20 protein-coding genes are annotated in these 24992 nt (G+C 61.1%); 11 read left to right on the top strand and 9 right to left on the bottom strand.

The genetic code is table 11. The features are described 5' to 3' along the window. Positions 1 to 145: 145 nt before the first annotated feature. The 3 genes from JFT85_RS26970 to JFT85_RS26960 form a co-directional block, all read right to left on the bottom strand. Positions 146 to 3832, bottom strand: coding sequence for a translocation/assembly module TamB domain-containing protein (locus JFT85_RS26970; RefSeq protein WP_201230740.1), 3687 nt, complete (start codon positions 3830 to 3832; stop codon positions 146 to 148). Beyond that, positions 3832 to 5559 carry an autotransporter assembly complex protein TamA gene (locus tag JFT85_RS26965; protein ID WP_053256911.1) on the bottom strand — a complete coding sequence of 576 codons (1728 nt, stop codon included), beginning with the start codon at positions 5557 to 5559 and terminating at the stop codon, positions 3832 to 3834. The genes JFT85_RS26970 and JFT85_RS26965 overlap by 1 nt, the downstream gene beginning before the upstream one ends. 64 nt (positions 5560 to 5623) lie before the next feature. Next, positions 5624 to 6274 (bottom strand): GNAT family N-acetyltransferase, encoded by a 651-nt coding sequence (locus tag JFT85_RS26960; protein WP_053256912.1) that lies wholly within the window; start codon positions 6272 to 6274, stop codon positions 5624 to 5626. 169 nt (positions 6275 to 6443) lie between these two features. Between JFT85_RS26960 and xthA the strand changes: the two genes are divergently transcribed. Together xthA and JFT85_RS26950 are read left to right on the top strand one after the other, a co-directional pair. After that, entirely contained in the window at positions 6444 to 7256 is an 813-nt protein-coding gene (gene xthA, locus JFT85_RS26955) for an exodeoxyribonuclease III (protein WP_053256913.1), read from the top strand. Positions 7257 to 7381: 125 nt separating this feature from the next. Beyond that, positions 7382 to 8710: a substrate-binding domain-containing protein gene (locus tag JFT85_RS26950; RefSeq protein WP_169875262.1), complete on the top strand. Its 1329-nt coding sequence runs from the start codon at positions 7382 to 7384 to the stop codon at positions 8708 to 8710. A gap of 129 nt (positions 8711 to 8839) precedes the next feature. Here the strand turns inward: JFT85_RS26950 and JFT85_RS26945 are convergent, their stop codons facing one another. Continuing rightward, complete coding sequence (locus JFT85_RS26945) at positions 8840 to 10069, bottom strand: acyl-CoA dehydrogenase (RefSeq protein WP_053256915.1); 1230 nt, start codon at positions 10067 to 10069, stop codon at positions 8840 to 8842. Between the two features lie 164 nt (positions 10070 to 10233). Between JFT85_RS26945 and JFT85_RS26940 the strand changes: the two genes are divergently transcribed. From JFT85_RS26940 to JFT85_RS26930, 3 genes are all read left to right on the top strand, one after another. Then, positions 10234 to 11169 carry a LysR family transcriptional regulator gene (locus JFT85_RS26940; RefSeq protein WP_201230739.1) on the top strand — a complete coding sequence of 312 codons (936 nt, stop codon included), beginning with the start codon at positions 10234 to 10236 and terminating at the stop codon, positions 11167 to 11169. Positions 11170 to 11268: 99 nt separating this feature from the next. Continuing rightward, positions 11269 to 11661: a MerR family transcriptional regulator gene (locus JFT85_RS26935; RefSeq protein WP_053256917.1), complete on the top strand. Its 393-nt coding sequence runs from the start codon at positions 11269 to 11271 to the stop codon at positions 11659 to 11661. Positions 11662 to 11677: 16 nt separating this feature from the next. Then, positions 11678 to 12577, top strand: coding sequence for a hydroxymethylglutaryl-CoA lyase (locus JFT85_RS26930; RefSeq protein ID WP_201230738.1), 900 nt, complete (start codon positions 11678 to 11680; stop codon positions 12575 to 12577). A gap of 616 nt (positions 12578 to 13193) precedes the next feature. Here the strand turns inward: JFT85_RS26930 and JFT85_RS26925 are convergent. Beyond that, positions 13194 to 14831, bottom strand: coding sequence for an AMP-binding protein (locus JFT85_RS26925; RefSeq protein ID WP_201230737.1), 1638 nt, complete (start codon positions 14829 to 14831; stop codon positions 13194 to 13196). Positions 14832 to 14995: 164 nt separating this feature from the next. Between JFT85_RS26925 and JFT85_RS26920 the strand changes: the two genes are divergently transcribed. Genes JFT85_RS26920 through JFT85_RS26905 form a run of 4 tightly spaced genes read left to right on the top strand, consistent with a single transcriptional unit; the run spans position 14996 to position 20521 of the window. Continuing rightward, the gene (locus tag JFT85_RS26920) at positions 14996 to 16159 is read left to right on the top strand and encodes an isovaleryl-CoA dehydrogenase (RefSeq protein WP_053256920.1); all 1164 of its coding nucleotides are present in this window, start codon (positions 14996 to 14998) and stop codon (positions 16157 to 16159) included. 11 nt (positions 16160 to 16170) lie between these two features. Beyond that, positions 16171 to 17778: a carboxyl transferase domain-containing protein gene (locus tag JFT85_RS26915; protein ID WP_069551733.1), complete on the top strand. Its 1608-nt coding sequence runs from the start codon at positions 16171 to 16173 to the stop codon at positions 17776 to 17778. A 14-nt stretch (positions 17779 to 17792) separates the two neighbouring features. Further along, on the top strand, positions 17793 to 18599 hold the full coding sequence (locus JFT85_RS26910) for a gamma-carboxygeranoyl-CoA hydratase (RefSeq protein WP_069551734.1): 807 nt from the start codon (positions 17793 to 17795) through the stop codon (positions 18597 to 18599). Then, entirely contained in the window at positions 18596 to 20521 is a 1926-nt protein-coding gene (locus JFT85_RS26905) for an acetyl/propionyl/methylcrotonyl-CoA carboxylase subunit alpha (RefSeq protein ID WP_201230735.1), read from the top strand. Before JFT85_RS26910 ends, JFT85_RS26905 begins: the two co-directional genes overlap by 4 nt. Here the strand turns inward: JFT85_RS26905 and JFT85_RS26900 are convergent. Further along, complete coding sequence (locus JFT85_RS26900) at positions 20518 to 21153, bottom strand: LexA family protein (RefSeq protein WP_053256924.1); 636 nt, start codon at positions 21151 to 21153, stop codon at positions 20518 to 20520. The genes JFT85_RS26905 and JFT85_RS26900 overlap by 4 nt on opposite strands. Positions 21154 to 21283: 130 nt before the next feature. Between JFT85_RS26900 and JFT85_RS26895 the strand changes: the two genes are divergently transcribed. Next, entirely contained in the window at positions 21284 to 21634 is a 351-nt protein-coding gene (locus JFT85_RS26895) for a DUF6124 family protein (RefSeq protein ID WP_073637814.1), read from the top strand. A 152-nt stretch (positions 21635 to 21786) separates the two neighbouring features. Here the strand turns inward: JFT85_RS26895 and JFT85_RS26890 are convergent, their stop codons facing one another. Then, positions 21787 to 21999 carry a hypothetical protein gene (locus tag JFT85_RS26890; RefSeq protein WP_141125123.1) on the bottom strand — a complete coding sequence of 71 codons (213 nt, stop codon included), beginning with the start codon at positions 21997 to 21999 and terminating at the stop codon, positions 21787 to 21789. 101 nt (positions 22000 to 22100) lie between these two features. Here JFT85_RS26890 and JFT85_RS26885 point away from each other — a divergent pair, with 101 nt between their 5' ends. After that, complete coding sequence (locus tag JFT85_RS26885) at positions 22101 to 23252, top strand: M14 family metallopeptidase (RefSeq protein ID WP_169875259.1); 1152 nt, start codon at positions 22101 to 22103, stop codon at positions 23250 to 23252. 17 nt (positions 23253 to 23269) lie between these two features. On the opposite strand, the gene JFT85_RS26880 is transcribed toward JFT85_RS26885, so the two are convergent. After that, entirely contained in the window at positions 23270 to 23809 is a 540-nt protein-coding gene (locus tag JFT85_RS26880; protein WP_053256928.1) for a cytochrome b, read from the bottom strand. Then, on the bottom strand, positions 23806 to 24888 hold the full coding sequence (locus JFT85_RS26875; RefSeq protein WP_201230733.1) for a catalase family peroxidase: 1083 nt from the start codon (positions 24886 to 24888) through the stop codon (positions 23806 to 23808). Before JFT85_RS26875 ends, JFT85_RS26880 begins: the two co-directional genes overlap by 4 nt. Between the last annotated feature and the right edge of the window lie 104 nt (positions 24889 to 24992).

Genomic DNA, 24992 nt, shown 5'->3' with positions numbered 1-24992 from the left:
CTAATTTCACGACAAGTGGGCGGTCACGCACACAAATGTGGGAGCGGGCTCGCCTGCGATAGCGGTGTGTCAGTCACCGAATCATCGACTGATGGACCGCTATCGCAGGCAAGCCCGCTCCCACATTGTTTACCCAGTACGGGGTTTAGAAATCCCGCTTGTAGAAGATATCCAACGAGCTGGCCACGCCACTGGCCACTTCCAGGTACACCTTCTTGCTCAACAAATAGCGCAAGGCAATGGTGCTGGCCGGCTCGAACACGCCTACCCCGTAACGCAGGCTGAGTTTTTCGGTGATCTTGCCGCTGGCCACCACGGCGGTGGTGTTGCCACTGCCTTGGGTATCGAGGTCGAAGTCCTGGATGCCCAGCTTGTTGGCAATATCGGAGGTCACCCCGGCGCTGCCCATCAAGCCCAGGCCCAGGGCGGCTTCGGCGAGCATGTTGTTGTCTTCACCGGTGTTGTTACGCGAACGCCCCAGCACCAGGTACGACAACGCATCCTCCTGAGGCATGGCCGGCTCGGAGAAAATCTGCGTGGTCGGCTGCTCCGCGCTGCCGCTCAGACGAATCCCGGCCGTAACGGTTCTGGAGGGTTCGGTAACGACACGCACCGCTTCGATATCCAAGAACGGTTGATCCAGCGGCCCGGCGAACAACAGGCGCGCACGGCGCACGTTGAGCCGCTGGCCGTAGGCGCGGTAGCGGCCGTCGTTGAGCCACAGCTCGCCACGGGTGTCCATGTTGTCACCGATGTGCACGTGGCCCTGCACTTTGGCCGTCAGGCCAAAGCCCGCGAAGTTAAGCTGGTCTTCGCCCACTTCCACGTCGATATCCATGGCCATCGCCATGGGCGGCTTGCCCTCTTCGGTCTGGTTACCGACGATCAGCGTGTCATCCGAGACCTTGACCGTCGACGGCGGCAGTTCACGCACGGTGATGTCGCCGCGCGGAATGTGCACCTTACCGGCAATCGCGAACTTGTCGTTTTTGAGGCTGATCTTCAGGTCGGGCGCCACTTCCAGCGTGGCATAAGGCTCTACCGTCACCGGCAGTTGCGAGCCTTGCAGGCGCAGATCCACCACCAGCGCCTGGCCCCAGTCGATCTGCCCCTTGAGGCTACCCTGCCCGGCTTTGCCACTGTGCCAGGCGCCGTTCAACTGCACGCTTTCGCCGGCAATCAACGCCTGTATGTTCAAGCCTTCAAGGCTGATCGGTAATTCCGGCCCAGCGATTTCCCCGCCGACGAGGTTCACGTTGCCATTGACCTGCGGCGCCAGCAAACCACCGGAGATGCGGCCGGTGCCGTTAAGCTTGCCGGTGAGCTTTTCCACCATTGGCACAAACGGCCGCGCCACGGCGAGGTCCAGACCGTTGAGGCTGAAATTACCGGTAATCGGCTTGTTCTTGGGCAGTGGATTGATCTGCGCCTGCAACAGCAATTCACCGAGCTTGCCGCCGCGAAAGTTGAGCTGGGTGTCGATGCGCTTGGGGTTGAGGGTGGTTTCCAGCTTCAAGGTGTCGTAAGGAAAATCCAGCCACTGGTCCTTGTCTTTCACGCGCAACGTGCCGCCGCTGGCGTCCACCGCCACCACGCCTTTAGGCCCGCTGGCGGGCAGGTCGAGCTGCACATCGGCGTTGAGCTTGCCCTGCCAGGCGAAATCTTTAGGCAAGAAGGCCGCCAGGCTGTCGATCGGAAATTGCTTGAGGTGGTAACGCAACTTCGGCTCAGGCAGCAGCCGTTGATCTTCGCCGCACAAGCTGGCAGGACCCGACACCCAACAATGCGCCGCAAAGGTCAGCTTGCCGTCGGCCAGGCGCTCGATCTTGGCCGGGGCCTGCAGTTTCCAGTCCTGGCCACCGGCTTGCACATCGCCGCTGGCGAGGCGCCCGCGCCAGTTGCCTTTGTCGAGATTGCCGTCCAACGCCAGGGCCAGTTTGAGCAGCGGCCCCGCTAAATCCAGCTGGACCTTTTGGCCCTTGATATCGCCTTGGGCACTGGCGGTCAGGGTGCCAAGCTGGGTATCGCCGGCTTGGATGCCAGTGCCCTTGAGGTCGATCTTCGCGCGCTGGGCGTTATCGAGTGTTGCGTCAAGGTTGAGGTTTTGCAGGTGATTATCGGCGAAGGCCAATTGCTGACCTTTAAGGTCGAGCTTGCCTTGGGGGGCCTGCAACGTCCCGGCCACATCGACGCGCCCATTGAGTTGCCCACGCAACTGCGGCCACAGCTGAGCCAGGCGCGCCAGTTTGATATCGATCTGCCCGGCCAGGCGTTGTTGCAGGCTGCCGCTGCCGTTGATGCGGTTATCGCCCAGGCGAATATCCAGGTTGGCGAGGGTCCATTGCGCGCCCGCGCCTTCGGCCTTGGCTGCCAGCACGGCGGTTTGGCCGCGCAAACGGCCCTTGAGGTCGAGGTCGGCGTTCAGCTTGAGCTGTTCATGCTTGAACTCGCCTTTACTGCGCAGCGGCCCGGCCAAGGTGCCGGGCAACTCCGCCACCCAGTACGCCGGGTTCAACGCCGACAGGTCCAGGGCGGTGTCCCAGGCAATGCCGTCGGCAAATTGCAGGTTCAGGTGGCCTTCGGCCTTGCCTTGGCCGGCGGTCACTTTCAGCTCGGGCAGGAAGACCTGCTTGAGGTCGCCACTGAACGGCGTCACCACATTGAATGTACCGGCCGGGCCGTCGAGGTCGGCCTTGAGGTTGCCGAGGTAGTTGCCATCTTTATAGGCGATCTCGCCATTGAGGGTGCGCAACGCGACCTGCGGCTCATCGATCAACGGGTAGAGGCGGTGCCAGGGGAAATCCCGCCAGTCGATCCTGGCGTCGGCGCTGAAGCCTTGTTGCCAGTCCAGATTGGCGCTGAGTTTGAGGCTTTGCTTGTCCCCGGCACTCAGGTCCAGGCCGGCGATCTGCGCGCCCTTGGCGTCGACTTTGCCTTGCAACAGCAAGTCCACCGGGCCTTTGTCCGCCGGCAGCACGGCCTTGCCCAAGAGTTGGTAGCCATTGCTCAGGTCGCCCTTGGCGGTGAGGTCCAGTTGATTGAGTTGCAGGGTGTCAGGCAACTCGGCGCTGGGCTTGAAGCCGTCGGCGGTGATGTGCAACTGCGCGGGCAGGTTCTCCGCCAGCGGTTGCAGCTCGCCACGGAGGTTGGCGAGCAAGTAGCCACTACTGTCGGCATCGAGCTTGAGGGTCTTGAGCAGGTCGCCGTCCACCTTGAGGGCCACCTTCCACGGTGCGCCGCCGGGTGCGTAAGGCAGGCTCAGGTTGCCGGTGGCATTCAGCGGCCAATTGCCGGTGGGTTGCAGCACACCGGCGAGGTCCAGCACCAAGTCGTCGCGCTGCAAATGCACCGAGTCGATCTGCATACCGGCAGCCGTCCAGTGCGCCGCCAATTGCAGGCCCTTTAACTCTTCGCTGCCATTAAACAGCAGGCTGCCGACGCGCACGTCGCCCAACTGGATCGCTACCGGCAGTTTCAACTGCGGCAATTGGATCGGCCCGCTGCTACTTTCCTCTATGCTGGGTGGAAACTGCAGGCTGACCTGCTCCACGTCCAGTTGATCAATGCACAAGGTCATGCGTAGCAGGCACGCCGGCGACCAGTCAAACTTCGCAGCGTTGAGTTCGACCCGGCTGGCGTCCTGCTGCCACAGCAGGTGATCGGCACGCCATTGGCCACCCAAATGGCCCTGGAAATTGTCCACCGTCAAACCCGGCACTTGGTTCAAGACCCAGCGGCTGCCCGCCTGGGTACCGAGCACGGTCCACAGCGCCACCAACACTAAGGCGAGGACGCCCACGAGGGTCAGCCCCGCTATTTTCACACCACGCATCACAGCTCAGGCCCCATGGAAAAGTGCAAACGAATACCGCCCGGGTCTTCCAGGGCATGGGCCAGGTCGAGGCGAATCGGCCCAACGGGCGAGACCCACCGTACGCCCACGCCGACACCGGTTTTCAGGCTGGGCATTTCCAGGGTATTAAAGGAGTTGCCCTGGTCGATAAAGGTCGCGATCCGCCATTTTTCCGCGATTGAATATTGATATTCAGCGCTCAACGCCACCATGTAGCGCCCGCCAATGCGGTCACCACGGTCGTTTTCCGGCGAAAGCGTCTGGTACTCATAGCCCCGCACGCTCTGGTCACCACCGGCAAAAAAGCGCAACGACGGCGGCACGGACTGGTAGCCGTTGGTGGCGCTGCCGCCGAACTGCGCACGGCCGAGGAACCGGTGGTTATCCCACAAGGTAGTCAGGCCTTTGATCGTGGCAGTGCCGTAAAGCAGGTTGGTGTCGGAGCCGAGGCCTTCCTTGGCGACCTTGGCGTCGAACATCAGGCGATAGCCATTGTGCGGGTCGATGCGGTTGTCGCTGCGCAGGTAGGAATAATTGATCCCCGGCATCACCAGGTTACTCAGGCCCGAGTCATTGCCCAGGCGATATTCCTCGCGCTGGTATTTGAGCGAGATCACCCGGGTCCAGCCGCTGGGCAGTTTGCTGTGCCATTCAGGGCCAAGGGTGAGCAATTTACTCAGGGTGTCGGTGTTGGCCAGCTCCTCGTTCTGATAGCCACCGGCGAAGCGCAATTTGTCGGTCAACGGTGGGTCCAGTGGAATGTCGTACCACAGCCCGACGTTCTGCCGCGGCGCCGACAGTTCGGCTTCCCAACCATAGCTGTGGCCCTGAGGGTTGACCCAGTGACGGGTCCAGTTGGCCTTGCCACGCGGGCCGACGTCGGTGGAGTAACCGAGGCCCAGGCCCATGGTGCGTGGCTTGCGGGTTTCCAGTTGCACGGCCACCGGGATTACGTCATTGGCCGAGGCGGCGGGCGTCGCGTCCACGCGCACGCCTTCGAAGAAGCCACTCGATTGCAGGTTCTGATTGAGTTCAGCGATCAGTTCAGAGTCGTAAGGCGTGCCACTTTTGAACGGCACCATGCGTTGCAACAGGTCTTCATCAAACGGCGTATCGCCGGTAAAGCTGACGTTCCCCATGGTGTAGCGCGGGCCACTGTCGTACACGAGTTCGATATCGGCGACGCCGGCTTTGGGGTCAACGATGAGTTTCTGGCGGGTAAAGCGCCCGCTGAAAAAGCCGTAGCGCGAGGCCTGGTTCTGGATCAGACGCTTGGCGTCTTCATAATGGCCGTGGTTGAGCACGGCGCCGGAGGTGAGGTCGCTGCCGTCGGGCACGCGAAAAGCCTTGAGGCTCGCGGCCTGGCCGTCGACACGAATGGTCACGTTGCGCAAATGCACCGGTTCGCCAGGGTCGATGGTGAGGATCAGGCGCGGGTTTTTACCGCCCTTTACGTCACTGCTGATCAGCGGCTGATAGAAGCCCAGAGCCTGCGCCGCTTTGCGGGCCTGCTCTTCGGCGCCACGGCTGAACCGCAGCAAGGCTTCTTCATCGCGATCGCCTACCCCGCCGATATAGCCTTCGATGTTGGCTTTCAACGCGTCGTTTGAAGGCTTGATCCGCACGTCCAATTCGCTTTGCGCCAATGCGCCGCAGCTTGTGAACAGCAGAATCAAGCCGCTGGTAAATCTTCCTGGGAGCTTCATAGGCGGGGATGCTACACGAGCTGGGGAGACACTTTGAACCCGGAATTGTCTGAATAATTCTGTCTCAAACCTTTGCAGCCTGTAACGACTGAGGGTTCGGATGGAAAAACACATGCTCCAGGATGGGACCGACGGCCACTTCACCGATCTCTTCATAGCCCTGGCGTTTGTAGAAATCCAGGTAGCGCGAATCGCCAGTGTCGAGCACGACGCCTGATGAGTGCGGGTCATCCGCGCACCAGTTGTGCACAGCTTCCAGCAGCTGCTCGCCGTAATGCTGGCCTTGGAATTGCGGGTGAATGCCCAACAGCGGTAGCACATGTACCGACTCGCTGGGCAGGCACGCCAGCACTGCGTAATGGTATTCCAAGTAACGCCGAGTACCGCGCACCCCCGTGCTCAGCCACATCCGCAATTGCCAGGCCCAGCTCTCGGTGATGCCCAGGCGCCGCTGCGGTGGCGCGATCAGCGCGATACCGATCAACCGGTCGTTGACGAACAGCCCGATGGCGGGAAGTTTCTGAAAAAAGTGCTGCTTGACCAGTTCGCGCACGGTGGCCCGCACCCGCTGTTCATAACCCGAACGCTCGGCTTCAAAGATATAGGCGAAGGTCGGCTCATGCCGATAAGCCTGGTACAGCAGGGAACGCGCCTCGCGGGAATAGCCGCTGTTGAGCAGGCGAATTTCAGCGATGGCAGTCGAAGTGTCAGGCATACAGTCAATCTCCCTGGGCGCCATTCAAAAGATGGCGTTCTTATGGGTACGAACCTACGCAGCACCAGTCGTTCCCAGACATTAGCAGTGCATGCGCCCTACCGCCACGCTGGCCCCCGTCCGACTTGTCGGCTAGCATCGGCTTTTTTGCCAGACTGGACTGCCGACCATGAAAATCGTCTCCTTCAATATCAACGGGCTGCGGGCCCGCCCTCATCAGCTGGCGGCGCTGATTGAAAAGCATCAACCCGACGTGATTGGCCTGCAGGAAACCAAGGTCCACGATGACCAGTTCCCGTTGGCCGAAGTGCAGGCACTGGGCTACCACGTGTACTACCACGGCCAAAAAGGCCACTACGGTGTGGCCCTGCTCTCGCGCAAAGAAGCGTTGAGCGTGCACAAAGGGTTTGCCAGTGATGAAGAAGACGCCCAGCGCCGCTTTATCTGGGGCACCTTCGCCGATGAGAACGGCAACCCCGTGACCGTCATGAATGGCTACTTCCCCCAGGGCGAAAGCCGCGACCACCCCACCAAGTTCCCGGCCAAGCAGCGCTTCTACGCAGACTTGCAGCAGTTGCTGGAAAGCCAGTTCAGCAATGACCAGGCGCTGGTGGTGATGGGCGACGTGAACATTTCCCCGGAAGACTGCGACATCGGCATCGGCGCCGACAATGCCAAGCGCTGGCTGAAAACCGGCAAGTGCAGCTTCTTGCCGGAAGAACGCGAGTGGATGGCGCGCTTGAAGAACTGGGGCCTGGTCGACAGCTTCCGTCACTTGAACCCGGACGTGACCGACCGCTTCAGCTGGTTCGACTACCGCAGCCGTGGCTTCGAGGATGAGCCCAAGCGTGGGCTGCGCATTGACGTGATCATGGCGTCCCACGGCTTGCTGTCACGGGTCAAGGATGCCGGGGTGGATTACGATTTGCGCGGTTTGGAAAAGCCATCGGACCATGCGCCGATCTGGTTGGAACTGAGCTGACACCCTGTTCAGTGAGGGCGCTGACTGGCCAGCGCCCTCATTTTGATCAGCGCTGCCCCGTCATATTTATGCAACCTGCCTGACTTAATCTGGCGGCACTCCCTTTGGCTTAAGAAGGTGCCGGCATGATGCTGCGCGTTCTGCTCCTGTTACTGCTGCCGCTTTACGCTGTCGCCGCTGCCCTGCCCGTTCCCGACCAAGGCCCCGCATTGCGCATCCAGGGCTCCAATACCATTGGTGCGGCCTTGGGGCCCGCGTTGGTCAAGGGTTTGATGGAGCACCAGGGCTTGCAGGCGGTGCACGCCGAGCCCGGCGAAGGCGCCAACGAACAACGGGTGATCGGCAAGACGCGTCAGGGCAAGAGCGTGATTATCGAGGTGGCCGCCCATGGCTCCAGCACCGGGTTCAGCGCGCTTAAAAACGCCAGCGCCGACCTTGCGGCGTCTTCGCGCCCGATCAAGGACAGCGAACTGGTCGACCTTGAACCCCTGGGCGACCTGAAAAGCCCCGAGGCCGAGCAAGTGATCGCCATTGACGGCCTGGCAATCATCCTGCATCCGCAAAACCCGCTGACGACCTTGAACACCGCGCAACTGGCGCAGATCTTCAACGGCGAAGTCAGCACCTGGGAGGCGCTGGGCGGCACCGGCGGTGCCATTCATTTATATGCACGGGATGATCAATCCGGCACCTACGACACCTTTAAGGAACTGGTGCTACGCCTGCGCGGTAAGCCTCTCGCCGCGTCCGCCCAGCGCTTCGAGTCCAGTGAAGGGTTGTCCGACGCGGTCAGCCATGACCCACACGGCATCGGGTTCATCGGCCTGCCTTACGTACGCCAGGCCAAAGCCGTGGCGATTGTCGATGGTGACTCACAACCCATGCCGGCGCTGACCAGCCTGATTGCCACCGAGGATTACCCGCTGTCACGCCGCCTGTATTTCTACTGGCCGCCAGCTAACCGCAACCCTTGGGCCAAGGCATTGGTGGACTTTACCCAGAGCAGCAAAGGCCAGGCGATTGTGGCTGCCAACGGTTTTATCGCGCAGCAAGTACAGGCGATTGGCGTGGCGCCACGTGACTCAATGCCCGACGGCTATCAGGCCATCGCCCGTGACGCCCAGCGTTTGACGGTGAATTTTCGTTTCGAGGAAGGCAGTGCCAGCCTGGACAACAAGGCTCGCCAGGATTTGCAGCGGGTGGTGGCGTATATCCGCAGTCACGGCAAGCTCGACCGGCACGTGACACTGGTGGGGTTTGGTGATGCCAAGAATGACCCGCAGCGCGCGGCACTCTTGTCAAAATTGCGGGCGATGGCGGTGCGCCGGGAACTGGTCAAAAGCGGCGTGGTGCTGCGCGACATTCGCGGGTTCGGCGCGCAGATGCCGGTGGCAGCGAATACCGCGGATGAAGGCCGGATCAAGAATCGGCGGGTGGAGGTTTGGGTGTACTGAACCTTGCGTGCTGTGGGGTAAACACCGGCCTCTTCGCGGGCGAGCCCGCGCCCACATGCGACCTCATTCCCATGCTGGAAGTCAGTCAATTGTGGGAGCGGGCTTGCCCGCGATACGGGCAGCGCGGTGTTACTGCCCGCCGCGCATCAGCTCTTTAGGCACATATTTGCCGAGCTCGAACTTGCCGATCGCCGCGCGGTGCACTTCATCCGGGCCGTCGGCCAGGCGCAAGGTGCGTTGCATCGCATACATGTAGGCCAGCGGGAAGTCGTTGGAAACCCCGGCGCCGCCGTGGATCTGGATCGCGCGGTCGATCACCTTGAGCGCCACGTTCGGCGCGACCACTTTGATCTGCGCAATTTCGCTTTTCGCTACTTTGTTGCCGACGGTGTCCATCATGTACGCCGCCTTCAAGGTCAGCAGGCGCGCCATGTCGATTTCCATCCGCGAGTCGGCGATCTTGTCGATGTTGCCGCCCAAGCGTGCCAGCGGCTTGCCGAACGCGGTACGGCTGACGGAGCGTTTGCACATCAGTTCCAGCGCACGCTCGGCCATGCCGACGGAGCGCATGCAGTGGTGAATACGGCCGGGGCCGAGACGACCCTGGGCAATCTCAAAGCCGCGACCTTCACCGAGCAATACGTTTTCGTACGGCACACGCACGTTGTCGAACAGCACTTCGGCGTGGCCGTGGGGCGCGTCGTCGTAACCGAACACCGGCAGCGGGCGCACGATCTTCACGCCGGGGGTGTCCACCGGCACGAGGATCATCGAATGCTGCTGGTGACGCGGCGCATCCGGGTTGCTCAGGCCCATGAAGATCAGGATCTTGCAGCGCGGGTCGCAGGCGCCGGAGGTCCACCACTTCTTGCCGTTGATTACCCACTCATCGCCCTGGCGTTCGGCGCGGGCGGCCATGTTGGTGGCGTCCGAGGACGCTACGTCCGGCTCGGTCATGGCGAACGCCGAGCGGATCTCGCCGCGCAACAGCGGTTCGAGCCAACGTTGTTTCTGTTCAGCGTTGGCGTAGCGCACCAGCACTTCCATGTTGCCGGTGTCGGGTGCGGAGCAGTTGAACGGCTCCGGGCCCAGCAACGAGCGGCCCATGATCTCGGCCAGCGGCGCGTATTCGAGGTTGGTCAGGCCGGCGCCCAGTTCGGATTCCGGCAGGAACAGGTTCCACAGGCCTTCGGCTTTAGCCTTGGCTTTCAGCTCCTCCATGATCGCGGTGGGCTGCCAGCGGTCACCTTCGCTGACCTGGCGTTCAAACACCGGCTCGGCCGGGTAAACGTACGTGTCCATGAACGCGGTGACGCGTTCACGCAGTTCCTGAACCTTGGGCGAATAGGCGAAATCCATGAGCAGCTCCCTTCTCTGAGAGGTTGTTTAGGTCATGCAAACGATGCTAGAACAGCGCTGATAATTTACCTAGCCTATTCTCGGCGTGTATTAACATTCATCACCGATATATGATCGGCGTATGAGCCCTTAATAAATCGCCACCTAACAATAAGAGCAACGACATGAATCTGAGCAAGGTCGATCTCAACCTCTTTATCGTCTTCGACGCGATCTACACCGAAGCCAACCTGACTCGCGCCGGGCAGATTGTCGGCATCACCCAGCCGGCGGTGTCCAATGCCCTGGCGCGCCTGCGTGAGACGTTCAACGACCCGCTGTTCGTACGCACCGCCCAAGGCATGGTGCCCACGCCGATGGCGCAGAACATCATCGGCCCGGTGCGCAACGCGTTGTCGCTGCTGCGGGTGTCGGTGCAGGAAAGCCGGATTTTCAACCCGCAACAGGCGGCCAAGACCTATCGCATCAGCATGACCGACCTCACCGAGGCAGTGATTCTGCCGTTGCTGTTCCAGCGCCTGCGCCGCCTGGCGCCGACCGTGGTGATCGAAAGTTTCCTCTCCAAACGCCGTGAAACCACCAAGGAGCTGGCCGCCGGCCGCCTGGATTTTGCCGTGGACGCGCCGCTCAACACCGACCCGCAAGTGCGTCATGTCAAGCTCATGGAAGACCGCTACGTGTGCGCCATGCGCAAGGGCCATCCCATGGCTAGCAAGGACAAATTCAGCCTGGATGACTACCTGTCACTGACCCATATCCATATCTCCAGCCGCCGTAACGGCTTGGGCCATGTCGACCTGGCGTTGGGCAAAATGGGCATCCAGCGCAAGATCGCCCTGCGTTCCCAGCATTACCTGATGGCCTCGCAAGTGCTGCAGCAGACCGACATGGTGATGACCGTGCCCGAGCGCTTCGCTCGCCGCCATGAACTGCACTGGTTCAACCTGCCGGTCAACGACGTGCCACCGGTCGAAACCCACCTGTACTGGCACGAGAGCACCGACCAGGACCCGGCCAACCGCTGGATGCGTGAGCAGATGATCGAATTGTGCCAACAGGTGACGGCGCATGAGAAGAAGCTCGATGGCAAGCCAGCCTGAACGACGCAGGGGGCTTGCTTGCGCTGGGCTACGCGGCAGCGCTTGACGTTTACGTCAACGTGCCATTAGCTTAGCGCCAAGACCTTCTTGAGCGCCCCCATGAGCACGACCTACAGCATCTCCGACCTCGCCCGCGAGCTTGACATTACTACCCGCGCCATTCGTTTCTATGAAGAACAGGGCCTGCTGGCTCCTGAACGTCGGGGCCAGGAGCGCATCTACTCGGCGCGGGACAAGGTCAGCCTCAAGCTGATCCTGCGCGGCAAACGCATCGGCTTCTCCCTGGCCGAATGCCGCGAGCTGATCGAACTCTACGACCCCACCAGCGGCAACCACATCCAGCTCAACAGCATGCTCGCCAAGATCGCCGAGCGCCGCGAACAGCTTGAGCAACAGTTGCTGGATATCGAACAGATGAAGCTGGAACTGGACACCGCCGAAGAGCGTTGCACCCAGGCCCTGGCGCAGACCATGAGCCAGGTTGGCCAATAACCAGAAGGTAGCTGCCATGTCCCTCCCCTCACACGTACGCCTGGTGGAAGTCGGCCCGCGCGACGGATTACAGAACGAAGCCGAGCCCATCAGCGTGGCCGACAAAGTCCAATTGGTGGATGCCCTCAGCGCTGCGGGCTTGAGCTACATCGAGGTCGGCAGTTTTGTGTCGCCCAAATGGGTGCCGCAGATGGCCGGCTCCGCTGAGGTGTTTGCGCAGATACAGCGCAAGCCCGGCGTGACCTACGGTGCGCTCGCACCGAACCTGCGTGGGTTTGAAGATGCGTTGGCCGCAGGCGTGAAGGAGGTGGCGGTGTTCGCGGCCGCTTCCGAGGCGTTTTCACAGCGCAATATCAACTGCTCGATCAGCGAAAGCCTGGAGCGCTTTGCGCCGATCATGGCGGCGGCCAAGCAGCACGGCATCAGCGTGCGCGGCTATGTGTCGTGTGTGTTGGGTTGCCCTTACGAAGGTGAAGTCGCCCCGGCACAGGTCGCGGCGGTCGCGCGCGAGTTGTATGCCATGGGCTGCTATGAGGTTTCCCTGGGCGACACCATCGGCACCGGCACGGCGGGCGCTACGCGGCAGCTGTTTGACGTGGTCGGCGCGCAGGTGCCAAGGGACAAACTGGCCGGGCACTTCCATGACACGTACGGCCAGGCCATCGCCAATATCTACGCCAGCCTGCTGGAGGGCATAACCGTGTTCGATAGCTCTATTGCGGGCCTCGGCGGCTGCCCCTACGCCAAGGGCGCCAGCGGTAACGTCGCTACCGAGGATGTGGTGTACCTGCTCAACGGCCTGGGTATCGACACCGGCGTCGACTTGCAGGCGTTGATTCATGCGGGCCTGCAGATCAGCCAGGTTCTGGCTCGCCCGACCGGTTCGCGTGTGGCGAAGGCCCGAACAGCCGGTTGAGTAGCTTAGCCGTGACAATGTGTTACCGCACCACTACACATCGAGTAACACGGGAACATATTTTGTCTTATTTGCCGTAGGCCATTTCCCACAAAAAAACCAAGTGATTGATTTTAAAAGGATTTAAAAAGTTGGCACGCCTTCTGCTATGTCTATTGCATAACAAGAATAAAAAGCGCCAAACCTAATAAAAATAAGACGAAACGACTCTGACATAACAAAAACAACACGGCAGAGACGCAGCTAACAGATTTTTTTGGAGAAGATGTGCTTCGCAGGGTTCGGCGTGCCGAAACCCGCAACCGGTTAGAGAAAAATAAAACTACCTCAGGTAGCTACCCACTGGTTGGATCGATGACGAAGAAGCAGATCAGCGCTCAAAAAAATACGTTTGCTCTTGACCCCGACTGGGGGTCGCCAAAAACAGCGGTAAAGGGTAACGGTTGCCAAAAACAACAATAGACCGCCCCTCAATAATAAAAAAAGAGCACGCAACGACAAATTAAAGGGGACCTTCGGGTCCCCTTTGTGCTTTGCGGGATTCGACCAATCCGGGTGTGACGCCGATCAACATTGTGGCAGCATGCTTGCTCGCTGCCACAATGGCCTCATGTGGCTAGTTAGATTGGCTTCGCAGCTCCTCGATTGAAATCTCGCGCATGCGAAACTTCTGGATCTTGCCGGTTACCGTCATCGGAAACTCGTCCACAAACTTAAAGTGTTTGGGCGTCTTGAAGTGCGCAATGCGGCCCTCGCACCAGGTTTGCAGCTCCAGTTCGTTGGCCACATGACCAGGATGGAGCTTGACCCACGCCACGATCTCTTCACCGTAACGCACATCCGGGATGCCGATGATTTGCACATCCGCCACCGCCGGGTGGGTGAAGAAAAACTCCTCCAGCTCACGCGGGTAAACGTTTTCACCGCCGCGAATGATCATGTCCTTATTACGCCCGGCGATGCACACGTAGCCGTGCGCGTCCATGCTCGCCAGGTCGCCGGTGTGCATCCAGCCCGCGTCATCGATGGCGTCACGGGTGCCATCGGGATTGTTCCAGTAGCCGAGCATCACGCTGTAGCCCCGGGTGCACAATTCGCCGATCTCACCGCGTGCGACCGTGTTGCCAGCCATGTCGATGATCTTGTTTTCCAGTTGCGGCTGGGTGCGACCGACGGTGGTGACACGGCGTTCAAGGTCGTCATTGGCGCCGGTCTGCAATGACACCGGGCTGGTTTCGGTCATGCCGTAGGCAATCTGCACCTCACCCATGTGCAGCTCGCTGATGACGCGGCGCATGACCTCGATGGGGCATGTGGCGCCGGCCATGATGCCGGTGCGCAGGGCCGACAGGTCGAACTCGCCCCGGCGCGGTTGATCGAGCAACGCGATGAACATCGTCGGCACCCCGTAGAGGCCAGTGGCGCGCTCTTCGGCGACGGCAGTCAGCGTCAGCAGCGGGTCGAAGCCGTCATTGGGGTAGATCATGGTGGTGCCATGGGTGATGCAACCAAGGTTGCCCATGACCATACCGAAGCAGTGATACAACGGCACCGGGATCACCAGACGATCCTGCGCCGTGAGGCCCAGGCTTTCACCGACCATGTAACCGTTGTTGAGGATGTTGTGGTGACTGAGGGTGGCCCCCTTGGGAAAGCCGGTGGTGCCGGAGGTGTACTGGATGTTGACGGCTTGATCAAAGTGCAGGCTGGCCTGGCGGCTGTGCAGTTGTTCGGGCGGAACGCCTGCGCCGAGGGCCGACAATTGTGACCAGGGCAGGAATCCCGCAGGCGGGGTGGGGTCGAGGCTGATAAGGCCACGCAGCTCGGGCTTCAGTTCTTGCAGCATCGCGTGGTAATCGGAGCGCTTGAACGACCCGGCACACACCAGCCACTGGCAACCGGATTGCTTGAGGACGTACGCCAATTCGCTGCTGCGATAGGCCGGGTTGATATTCACCAGAATCACCCCGAGCTTGGCGCTGGCGATTTGGCTGATACACCACTCGGCGCAATTGGGGGCCCAGATACCCAGACGGTCACCGGTTTGCATACCCAAGGCCAGGAACGCACGGGCGTGCAGCTCAACGGCCTCGGCCAACTGTCGCCAGGTGTAGCGACGCTGCTGATGGCGCACCACCAGCGCTTCGCCATCGGGGTACTGCGAGACCGTAGCGTCGAAGGCTTGGCCGATTGTCATGGCCAGCAACGGTTTGTCCTGAGCGCCACGGCTGTAGCTCTGATTCGGTTGATCCATAACGACCCCTTTTGTCTTTTTTGTAAGGTGGACGGCGGTTGCTTGACGTAAACGTAAACTACGATTGACAGCCTCGCAACGCAAGCTTACGTTAACGTAAAGGTGAGCAACCTCCCCGGCGCTCAACCCACACAAAAACAATGCTCACATTAAGGTGCCTGTCCATGAGTTACCCGTCCCTGAACTTCGCCCTCGGCGAAACCATCGACATGCTGCGCGATCAGGTGCAGTCCTTCGTGGCCAAGGAAATCGCTCCCCGCGCGGCACAGATCGACATCGACAACCTGTTCCCCGCCGATATGTGGCGCAAGTTCGGCGACATGGGCCTGCTGGGTATCACCGTGCCGGAAGAGTACGGCGGCGCGGGCCTGGGCTACCTGGCCCACGTGGTGGCCATGGAAGAGATCAGCCGCGGTTCCGCGTCGGTTGCACTGTCCTACGGCGCCCACTCCAACCTGTGTGTGAACCAGATCAACCGCAACGGCAATCACGCGCAGAAACTCAACTATCTACCTCAATTGATCAGCGGCGAGCATGTCGGCGCCCTGGCCATGAGCGAGCCCAACGCCGGCTCCGACGTGGTTTCGATGAAGCTGCGCGCCGACAAACGCGGCGACCGTTACGTCCTCAACGGCAGCAAGACCTGGATCACCAACGGCCCCGACGCCACGACTTACGTGATCTACGCCAAGACTGACCTGGAAAAAGGCGCCCATGGCATCACGGCGTTCATCGTCGAGCGCGACTGGAAAGGCTTCAGCCGTAGCAACAAGTTCGACAAGCTCGGCATGCGCGGCTCCAACACCTGCGAGCTGTTTTTCGATGACGTTGAGGTGCCCGAAGAAAACATCCTCGGCACGCTCAATGGTGGCGTGAAAGTGTTGATGAGCGGCCTGGACTACGAACGCGTGGTGTTGTCCGGCGGCCCCACCGGGATCATGCAAGCTTGTATGGACCTGATCGTGCCCTATATCCACGACCGCAAGCAGTTCGGCCAGAGCATCGGCGAGTTCCAACTGATCCAGGGCAAGGTGGCTGACATGTACACCCAGCTCAACGCCAGCCGCGCTTACCTCTACGCGGTGGCCCAGGCCTGCGAACGTGGCGAAACCACGCGCAAGGATGCGGCCGGGGTGATTCTTTACAGCGCCGAACGCGCCACGCAAATGGCCCTCGACGCAATCCAGATTCTCGGCGGCAACGGCTACATCAACGAATTCCCCGCCGGGCGACTGCTGCGAGACGCCAAGCTGTACGAGATTGGCGCCGGCACCAGTGAGATTCGCCGGATGTTGATCGGCCGCGAACTGTTTAACGAAACCCGCTGACGGAGCGCGCCATGGCCACCCTGCACACCCAGCTCAACCCGCGCTCGGCGGAGTTTGCCGCCAACAGCGCAGCGATGCGCCACCAGGTCGACGCCCTTCACACCCTGCTCGCCCACGTGCAACAAGGCGGCGGCGCAAAAGCCCAGGAGCGGCACACCTCACGCGGCAAGCTGCTACCTCGCGAGCGAATCAACCGCCTGCTCGACCCTGGCTCGCCGTTCCTTGAACTCAGCCAACTGGCTGCTCATCAGGTGTACGGCGAAGACGTACCCGCCGCCGGCGTGATTGCCGGGATCGGCCGCGTAGAAGGCGTCGAATGCATGATCGTCGCCAACGACGCCACGGTAAAAGGCGGCTCGTACTACCCGCTCACGGTAAAAAAACACCTGCGCGCCCAGACCATCGCCGAGCAAAATCGCCTGCCGTGCATCTACCTGGTGGATTCCGGCGGCGCCAACCTGCCCCGTCAGGACGAAGTGTTCCCCGACCGCGAACACTTTGGGCGCATCTTCTTCAACCAAGCCAACATGAGCGCCCAGGGCATCCCGCAGATCGCCGTGGTGATGGGCTCGTGCACCGCCGGCGGCGCGTATGTGCCGGCGATGGCCGACGAAGCGATCATGGTGCGCCAGCAAGCGACGATCTTCCTCGCCGGGCCGCCACTGGTCAAAGCGGCGACCGGAGAAGTGGTCAGCGCCGAAGACCTGGGCGGTGCCGATGTGCACTGCAAGATCTCCGGTGTCGCCGACCACTATGCCGACAGTGATGAACACGCCCTGGCCCTTGCGCGGCGCAGCGTGGCCAACCTTAACTGGCGCAAACAGGGCGAGCTGTTACAACGCCCGCCGGTGGCGCCGCTGTACGGCGGCGAAGAGCTCTATGGCGTAATTCCGGCCGATGCCAAGCAACCGTTTGATGTGCGCGAAGTGATTGCGCGCCTAGTGGACGGCTCGGTGTTCGATGAGTTCAAGGCGCTGTTCGGCACCACCTTGGTCTGCGGCTTTGCCCACCTTCACGGCTACCCGATTGCGATCCTCGCCAATAACGGGATTCTGTTTGCCGAAGCGGCACAAAAAGGTGCGCACTTTATTGAACTGGCCTGCCAGCGCGGGATTCCCCTGCTGTTCCTGCAAAACATCACCGGCTTTATGGTCGGCCAAAAGTACGAAGCCGGCGGCATCGCCAAACATGGCGCCAAGCTGGTCACCGCCGTGGCCTGCGCCAAGGTGCCGAAGTTTACGGTGATCATCGGCGGCAGCTTTGGTGCCGGCAACTATGGCATGTGCGGCCGCGCCTACGACCCGCGGTTTCTGTGGATGTGGCCGAACGCGCGCATCGGCGTAATGGGCGCCGAACAAGCGGCCGGCGTATTGGTCCAGGTCAAGCGTGAACAGGCCGAACGTGCTGGCGTCGGGTTCAGCGCCGAGGAAGAAGCCGCCATCCAGCAGCCGATCCTCGACCAGTACGAAACCCAGGGCCACCCGTACTACTCCAGCGCGCGCCTGTGGGATGACGGTGTGATTGACCCGTTGCAGACCCGTGACGTGCTGGCGCTGGCCTTGTCCGCTGCGCTGAATGCCCCCATCGAGCCGAGCCGCTTCGGCGTGTTCCGCATGTAAATGGAGCTGTACCCATGAGCGATTTCAACACCCTCGAACTGATCACCGACAGCCGTGGCTTTGCCACGCTGTGGCTCAGTCGTGAAGCCAAGAACAACGCGTTCAACGCCGAGATGATCCGCGAACTGATCATTGCCCTCGACCAGGTGCAGGGTGATTCGTCGCTGCGTTTCCTGGTGCTGCGTGGACGCGGCAAACATTTCAGCGCCGGTGCTGACCTGGCCTGGATGCAGCAATCTGCCGAGCTGGACTATCACACCAACCTTGACGACGCGCGCGAACTGGCCGAACTGATGTACAACCTGGCCAAGCTGAAAATCCCGACGCTGGCGGTGGTACAAGGCGCGGCCTACGGCGGCGCACTGGGCTTGATCAGTTGCTGCGACATGGCGATTGGCGCCGATGACGCGCAGTTCTGCCTGTCGGAAGTGCGCATCGGCCTCGCACCGGCGGTAATCAGCCCGTTCGTGGTGCAGGCCATCGGCGAGCGTGCGGCGCGCCGCTATGCGCTGACGGCCGAGCGGTTTGGCGGTCAGCAGGCACGGCATATCGGCTTGTTGGCGGACAGTTACCCGGTGGGCGAACTGGACCAGCACGTAGAACAGTGGGTCGCCAATCTGCTGCTTAACAGCCCGGCCGCCATGCGCGCCAGCAAGGATTTGTTGCGTGAAGTCGGTAACGGCGCACTCACCCCGGCCTTGCGTCGTTACTGCGAAAATGCGATTGCGCGGATCCGCGTCAGCGCCGAGGGTCAGGAAGGCTTGCGGTCCTTCCTGCAAAAACGCTCGCCCAGCTGGCAAGTGCAGGAGCCCCGTTCATGAGCACACTGACCACCGTGCTGGTGGCCAACCGTGGCGAGATTGCTTGCAGAGTGATGCGCACAGCCAAGGCCATGGGCCTGACCACCGTGGCGGTACACAGCGCCACGGACCGCGATGCGCGACATAGCCGCGAAGCGGATATTCGTGTCGACCTGGGGGGTAGCAAGGCCACCGACAGCTACCTGCAAATCGACAAGCTGATCGCCGCCGCCCAGGCCAGCGGCGCCCAGGCGATCCATCCGGGGTATGGTTTCCTGTCGGAAAATGCCGGGTTTGCCCGTGCAATTGAAGCGGCGGGTTTGATCTTCCTCGGCCCGCCCGCCTCGGCCATTGACGCCATGGGCAGCAAATCGGCAGCCAAGGCATTGATGGAAAAGGCCGGCGTGCCGCTGGTGCCGGGTTATCACGGCGACGCCCAGGACCTGGAAACCTTTCGCGACGCCTGTGAACGTATCGGTTATCCGGTGTTGCTCAAGGCCACGGCGGGCGGCGGCGGCAAAGGCATGAAAGTGGTCGAGGAAGTCAGCCAACTGGCCGAAGCCCTGGCGTCGGCCCAGCGCGAAGCGCTTTCATCCTTCGGCAACGGGCAGATGCTGGTGGAAAAATACCTGCTCAAGCCACGCCATGTGGAAATCCAGGTGTTTGCCGATCAGCACGGCCACTGCCTGTACCTCAATGAACGCGACTGCTCGATTCAACGTCGTCACCAAAAAGTCGTGGAGGAAGCGCCGGCGCCGGGCCTGGGGGTTGAACAGCGCAAAGCGATGGGCGAAGCCGCGGTGCGCGCGGCCCAGGCGATCGGCTACGTGGGTGCGGGGACCGTGGAGTTCTTGCTGGACGCCCGCGGCGAATTTTTCTTTATGGAGATGAACACGCGACTGCAAGTGGAGCACCCGGTGACCGAGGCAATTACCGGCCTCGACCTGGTGGCCTGGCAGATTCGTGTCGCTCAGGGTGAGCCACTGCCGATCACTCAAGCCCAGGTGCCGTTGATCGGTCATGCGATTGAAGTGCGCTTGTATGCCGAGGACCCGGCCAATGATTTCCTGCCGGCCACCGGACGCCTTGCGCTGTACCGCGAATCTGCGCCGGGGCCGGGCCGTCGGGTGGACAGCGGCGTAGAACAAGGCGATAGCGTTTCCCCCTTCTACGACCCGATGCTCGGCAAACTGATTGCCTGGGGCGAAGACCGGGAACAGGCGCGTCTGCGCTTGTTGAGCATGCTGGATGAGTTCGCCGTGGGCGGGCTGAAGACCAACCTCGGCTTCCTGCGGCGCATCATCGGCCACCCGGCATTTGCGGCAGCTGAATTGGATACCGGGTTTATTCCGCGCTATCAGGACGAGCTGCTGCCCGTGGCCGGCACCTTGAGCGATGAATTCTGGCAGGCAGCGGGCTCGGCGTTTATGCAGAGTTTGCCGGCCGGTGACGGGCCTTGGGCGGATACACGCGGGTTTCGCGCGGGGTTACCGGCCGAGGTTTCGCTGCACCTGAGCTGCAATGGGCAAGATCAATGGGTCAGGCTGTGCGGGAACTCGCCGCAGTTGCAAGGCGATCAGCTACTGGTCGAACACAACGGCGTACGCCGCGCTCATCTGGCGGTGCGTGACGAAGGCGCTGTGTACTTGCGCTGGAACGGTGAGATGCACGCCGTCACGCTGTTTGACCCGATTGCGGCGGTCGAGGCCAACCAGTCTCATCAGGGTGGCCTCACCGCGCCGATGAATGGCAGCATCGTGCGGGTGCTGGTGGAGGTCGGACAACGCGTGGAAGCCGGAACCCAACTGGTGGTATTGGAGGCGATGAAGATGGAGCACAGCATCCGCGCGCCGCAAACCGGCGTGGTCAAGGCGCTGTATTGCCAGGAAGGCGAAATGGTTGCCGAAGGCAGTGCCTTGGTGGAGCTGGAAACGGCGGACTAGAACTTCGCAGTGGCTTGCACGACGACCCCAAGAATTCGGCAATCGCCGGTGAACCGTAATTTGGGGTAAGTCGGGTTGAGCGGCACCAGGTACAGCTGGCCGCTCTCTTCCATCAACTGGCGGAAGGTCGCCTGGGTGCTGTCGGCCCATTGCGCGACTACCAGTTTACCGGGTTCGGCATCAATGGCCGGGTCCACCAGGATCAGCATGCCTGCGCCGATGCTCAGCCCGCTGGGGGCGGTCATGGCGTCTCCTGTCACGGGCAGCCAGAAGGCATCACCCCGGGCGTGGTAATCGGTTAATTCGAACCGTGCCGGGCCGTAGGTCGGGCGTTCTTCACGCACTTCACAGACGCCCTTCCAGTCGCTGACCGGGTAGCGAAAATACGGGTTGTAGTGTTTTGCCAAAGCCGGCGCTGCATGGGCTCTCTCACGAATTTCCAGCGCGACTTCCAGGTCGCCCAGCCCTAGCTCGGCGAGTACCCGGTTCATGTCCGCCAGGCTCGGCACACGACGTTTGTTGAGCCAATGCCCAACGCCGCCCTGGGACATGCCCAAGCGTTCGGCCAGCTCGTCCTGCGTGACCTTGCGGTCTTTCATGTTGGCTTTGACCAACGCTATCCAGTTATCCATGGGGCGTGACGATACGTTGCGTGTTCGCCACGACAATAAACAGTTTGTAGTAATCCATCAAATGACATAAATACGATTCGTATTAATATCAGGTGCAGGTTTTCGACATTCACTCAGAGTAACCGCCCTCATGACGACCAGCCCCAATCACCAGCCTGGCGCAATTGAATCCGACGAACTATTGCTCATGCGCAACAGCGGCGCCGCCAAGCGCGCACTCGATTTTTACTTGAAAGAGGATGTGTCGGCGCCGATCACGGACGCGCCGTTCTTCGACATCAAGCCCGGCATCAGCCATGAGGACGCACTGGTGCACGCGTCGGATCTGTTACGCAGCGCGGCAGCGGCAGCCTATGAATCGGCCAGCAGCCGTCAGGGCAATCAACGGGACCTGGCGTTTTCGGTGGTGTATTTGATAGATATGGCGAAGGCGATGGTGGAGCAGACGTTGCACGTGCCTGCGGCTCAAGCCAGCGCATGACGGGCACGAAAGAAAAATATTTCTATCCGACGGATAAAAACATTTGACTTGCAAATGATAATGATTACTATTGGACCCAGCTGATCGCGAGATCAGTCGATAGACCAAGAGACCTTAGGTCGGACTCTTGGAATATCTCCTCATCAGGCTAATCACGGTTTTTGACCCGGCTCTTTGGCCGGGTCTTTTTTTTGCCAGTTTCCCTGGCTTGGCTTCAGGCTAATGAAGACTGTGTGTTGCTTGATGGCGCGCATGGTAGCAAAAGACCATTGCCAAAACAAAGTCGAGCGGCCGCTCTGGCCCGGATCTTTGCGAAATAGCGCTTGAGAATCAATCTCATAGATTCTAAGCTGCTGTTGCGTCAAGGATGACGCCCCCTCCCCCATGCAACAATTTTGCATCAAGATTTCGTCCGACTCCTGTGTAAGATATCCGCCACAACAATCATACTCAGGCAGCCCAGACTATGACCGTGGCCTTGACCTCCATCAAGATCAACACCGACTTCGACAGCGGCAACATCCAGGTCCTGGATGCCAGCGACGCGTACCACCTGTTGCTGGCGATCAAACCCGATACCCGCAGCGCGCATTTCCAATGGTTCCACTTCAAGGCCGAAGGTATGCACGTGGGCCACACCCACACTTTCCGCTTGAGCAACGCCAGCCAGTCGTCCTACAAAAACGCCTGGAGCGGCTATAACGCCGTGGCGTCCTACGACCATATCAACTGGTTCCGCGTGCCCACGCGCTTTGATGGCGAAACGCTGCACATCAGTTTGGAAACCTGCGAGAAACACGCGTGGATCGCTTACTTCGAACCCTACAGCCGTGAACGTCATGACTGGCTGATCGAGCAGGCGTTGAATCGCGCCGGCACCCAATTGCTCGCTACCGGCAAAAGTGCCGAGGGCCGCGACATCCAACTGCTGCGTCGCGGCAAAGGTGGCGAAGGCCGGCGCAATGTCTGGATCATCGCCCAGCAACACCCCGGCGAACACATGGCCGAATGGTTCATGGAAGGGGTTATCGAACGCCTGCAACAGGACGGTGACACCGAGCTGAAAAAACTCCTGTCCGTCGCCGACCTGTACCTTATTCCGAACATGAACCCTGACGGCGCGTTCCATGGCCACTTGCGCACCAACGCGATGGGCCAGGACCTGAACCGTGCCTGGCAGAACGCCAGCCAGGAGATCAGCCCGGAAGTGCTGTTCGCCCAGCAACAGATGGAAAAATACGGCGTCGACCTGTTCCTCGATATCCACGGCGACGAGGAAATCCCCTACGTGTTCACCGCCGGCTGCGAAGGCAACCCCGGTTACACCCCGCGTATCGAGGCGCTGGAAAAACACTTCCGCAGCCACTTGAGCGCCCTGACCCGCGACTTCCAGACCACCCACGGTTACACCCGTGACCTGCCGGGCGAAGCCAACATGACGCTGGCCTGCAATGCGGTCGGTGAACGGTATGACTGCCTGTCACTGACCCTGGAGATGCCCTTCAAGGACAACGACGACGCGCCCAACCCGAAGACCGGTTGGTCAGGTGAACGCTCCAAACAGCTGGGCAAGGACGTATTGAGCACCGTGGCCGACATCGTCACCGCGCTACGCTAACCCCGCTGCCCCCGGCATCAGTCCTTGGTGCCGGTCATGCTTTGCAGCACACCGTCGCGACGAATCAGCCCGTGGAACAGCGCCGCCGCCAGGTGCAGCAGCACCGTCAGGAACAATAGATAGGCGAGATAGCCATGGGCTTTGCGCAACAGCGCAAACAACGGCGCATTGGCGCCCATCAGCGCCGGCAGTTGCACCGAACTGCTGAGCATCACCGGGTCACCCGCCGCCGAAATCATCGCCCAGCCCAGCACCGGCAGCACCAGCATCAATGCGTACAGCAGCACATGCGAAGCCTTGGCGGCCAGCACTTGCCATAACGGCAAATCGACCGGTAGCGGCGGTTGCCGGGTGGAAAAGCGCACCACCAAGCGCACGATCACCAACGCCAGAATCGCGATACCCAGCGGCTTGTGCAGGTGAATCAGCCACTCATGGCGCTCCGACACCGACGCGGCCATACCCGCGCCGATAAACAACATGGCGATGATCATCAGTGCCATGAGCCAATGCAGCAGGCGGGCCAGCGGCGCGAAAAACCGTGGTTGAACATTCATGGCTTCGACTCCAGAGGGGCGCTGTGCAAGGGGCTGACTTCACCGGCGCGGCGCAGGTACGAACTGGCATAAGCAGCCGAACGTGCGGCCAGCAGCGGGTCGTTGGAGGCTTGGATACCGCTGGGCAAAATCAGCGGGTCAAAGTTGATATCACGGCAATCACCGTCCGCTTGCGGCTGGCTGCTTTGCAGGACCAGCGAGCCGGCGTTGAGTACCTTGTGTTCGCCGGCCCAGGGTTTGCTCGCATCGTCCAAGGGGTCGCCGGGGTTGGCCAGGGTCATATTCAACTGCCAGCGCAACGGGCCCGACGCAAGGCGCTGCACCAGGTCTTTTTCCAGGAAATCGCTGCCCGACGGCGCGGTATCACCCGGCGCATCCTGGCTCTGTGGCACAACGCCCCAACGTACCGCCTGGCGCTTGCCGTCGGCGCCCACCAGGTAAAACGTATTGATGCCGTTATAGGTTTCAGTCGCGTAACTTGCCGATGGCCTGGCGGTCTTTACCCATGCCAGGAACGGCGCTGCCTCCGGGTGCGCGGCAAAAAACGCCGGCATGCTCGCCGGGTTCGGCTTGCCGGTCGCCGGGTCTGGCGCACCGGCCTTGAGCATCTGGTAGAACGCCTCAGGCGTGCCGACCGGGAACACCGGCATGCTGTTCATCCCCGTGCGCCATTGCTGGCCGTTGGCCTGGCTGAATTGCAGCGCGAAGCTGCGGATCGGCACACTGCTGTCCGGCGCATAGGGGTTGCCGCTGGGCAAGGCAAATCGACCAATCACCGGGGTTTTAGCGGCGCTGAACACCTGTGCGCTGGAGTACCCGCGCGCCTCTGTACTGCTCTCGAAGTAACCGGCTACACACACGCCCTTGGCATGGTTACGCCGGAAGCCCGGGTGCACACCGTTATTGGCTTCCAGAGCATTGACCAGGGTTTTGGGGCGCAGGCGCTGTGGGTCAAGCGTGCCGTTGACGTAGGCAAACGCCCCAGCAACAACGGCAACCACGGCACCGATACCGGCGAGCCGCGCGATCAGGCTCGCGGTACCCAAGGGAGGACGGGGCGGTGATGAGTGATCTACCATGAAGAACTCCAGGGCGCATGGCCGCAAGGAAAATGAACTATGAGACGAACCTCACATAGGTCTATTCCCTTTTCACTGTAGTTTTTTTCTGAACAGATACGCCG

It is taken from the genome of Pseudomonas sp. TH04 (assembly GCF_016651355.1).
Lineage (GTDB): Bacteria > Pseudomonadota > Gammaproteobacteria > Pseudomonadales > Pseudomonadaceae > Aquipseudomonas > Aquipseudomonas fluorescens.
This window is presented reverse-complemented; position numbering and strand designations above follow the sequence as displayed.

Excerpts from the sequence above, each read along its gene's own strand:
- JFT85_RS26875 (WP_201230733.1), bottom strand. The coding sequence starts at position 24,888 with ATGGTAGATCACTCATCACCGCCCCGTCCTCCCTTGGGTACCGCGAGC.
- JFT85_RS26920 (WP_053256920.1), top strand. The coding sequence starts at position 14,996 with ATGAGTTACCCGTCCCTGAACTTCGCCCTCGGCGAAACCATCGACATG.
- JFT85_RS26960 (WP_053256912.1), bottom strand. The coding sequence starts at position 6,274 with ATGCCTGACACTTCGACTGCCATCGCTGAAATTCGCCTGCTCAACAGC.
- xthA (WP_053256913.1), top strand. The coding sequence starts at position 6,444 with ATGAAAATCGTCTCCTTCAATATCAACGGGCTGCGGGCCCGCCCTCAT.
- JFT85_RS26965 (WP_053256911.1), bottom strand. The coding sequence starts at position 5,559 with ATGAAGCTCCCAGGAAGATTTACCAGCGGCTTGATTCTGCTGTTCACA.
- JFT85_RS26895 (WP_073637814.1), top strand. The coding sequence starts at position 21,284 with ATGACGACCAGCCCCAATCACCAGCCTGGCGCAATTGAATCCGACGAA.
- JFT85_RS26910 (WP_069551734.1), top strand. The coding sequence starts at position 17,793 with ATGAGCGATTTCAACACCCTCGAACTGATCACCGACAGCCGTGGCTTT.
- JFT85_RS26950 (WP_169875262.1), top strand. The coding sequence starts at position 7,382 with ATGATGCTGCGCGTTCTGCTCCTGTTACTGCTGCCGCTTTACGCTGTC.
- JFT85_RS26885 (WP_169875259.1), top strand. The coding sequence starts at position 22,101 with ATGACCGTGGCCTTGACCTCCATCAAGATCAACACCGACTTCGACAGC.
- JFT85_RS26940 (WP_201230739.1), top strand. The coding sequence starts at position 10,234 with ATGAATCTGAGCAAGGTCGATCTCAACCTCTTTATCGTCTTCGACGCG.
- JFT85_RS26905 (WP_201230735.1), top strand. The coding sequence starts at position 18,596 with ATGAGCACACTGACCACCGTGCTGGTGGCCAACCGTGGCGAGATTGCT.
- JFT85_RS26900 (WP_053256924.1), bottom strand. The coding sequence starts at position 21,153 with ATGGATAACTGGATAGCGTTGGTCAAAGCCAACATGAAAGACCGCAAG.
- JFT85_RS26915 (WP_069551733.1), top strand. The coding sequence starts at position 16,171 with ATGGCCACCCTGCACACCCAGCTCAACCCGCGCTCGGCGGAGTTTGCC.
- JFT85_RS26925 (WP_201230737.1), bottom strand. The coding sequence starts at position 14,831 with ATGGATCAACCGAATCAGAGCTACAGCCGTGGCGCTCAGGACAAACCG.
- JFT85_RS26945 (WP_053256915.1), bottom strand. The coding sequence starts at position 10,069 with ATGGATTTCGCCTATTCGCCCAAGGTTCAGGAACTGCGTGAACGCGTC.
- JFT85_RS26970 (WP_201230740.1), bottom strand. The coding sequence starts at position 3,832 with ATGCGTGGTGTGAAAATAGCGGGGCTGACCCTCGTGGGCGTCCTCGCC.
- JFT85_RS26930 (WP_201230738.1), top strand. The coding sequence starts at position 11,678 with ATGTCCCTCCCCTCACACGTACGCCTGGTGGAAGTCGGCCCGCGCGAC.
- JFT85_RS26935 (WP_053256917.1), top strand. The coding sequence starts at position 11,269 with ATGAGCACGACCTACAGCATCTCCGACCTCGCCCGCGAGCTTGACATT.
- JFT85_RS26880 (WP_053256928.1), bottom strand. The coding sequence starts at position 23,809 with ATGAATGTTCAACCACGGTTTTTCGCGCCGCTGGCCCGCCTGCTGCAT.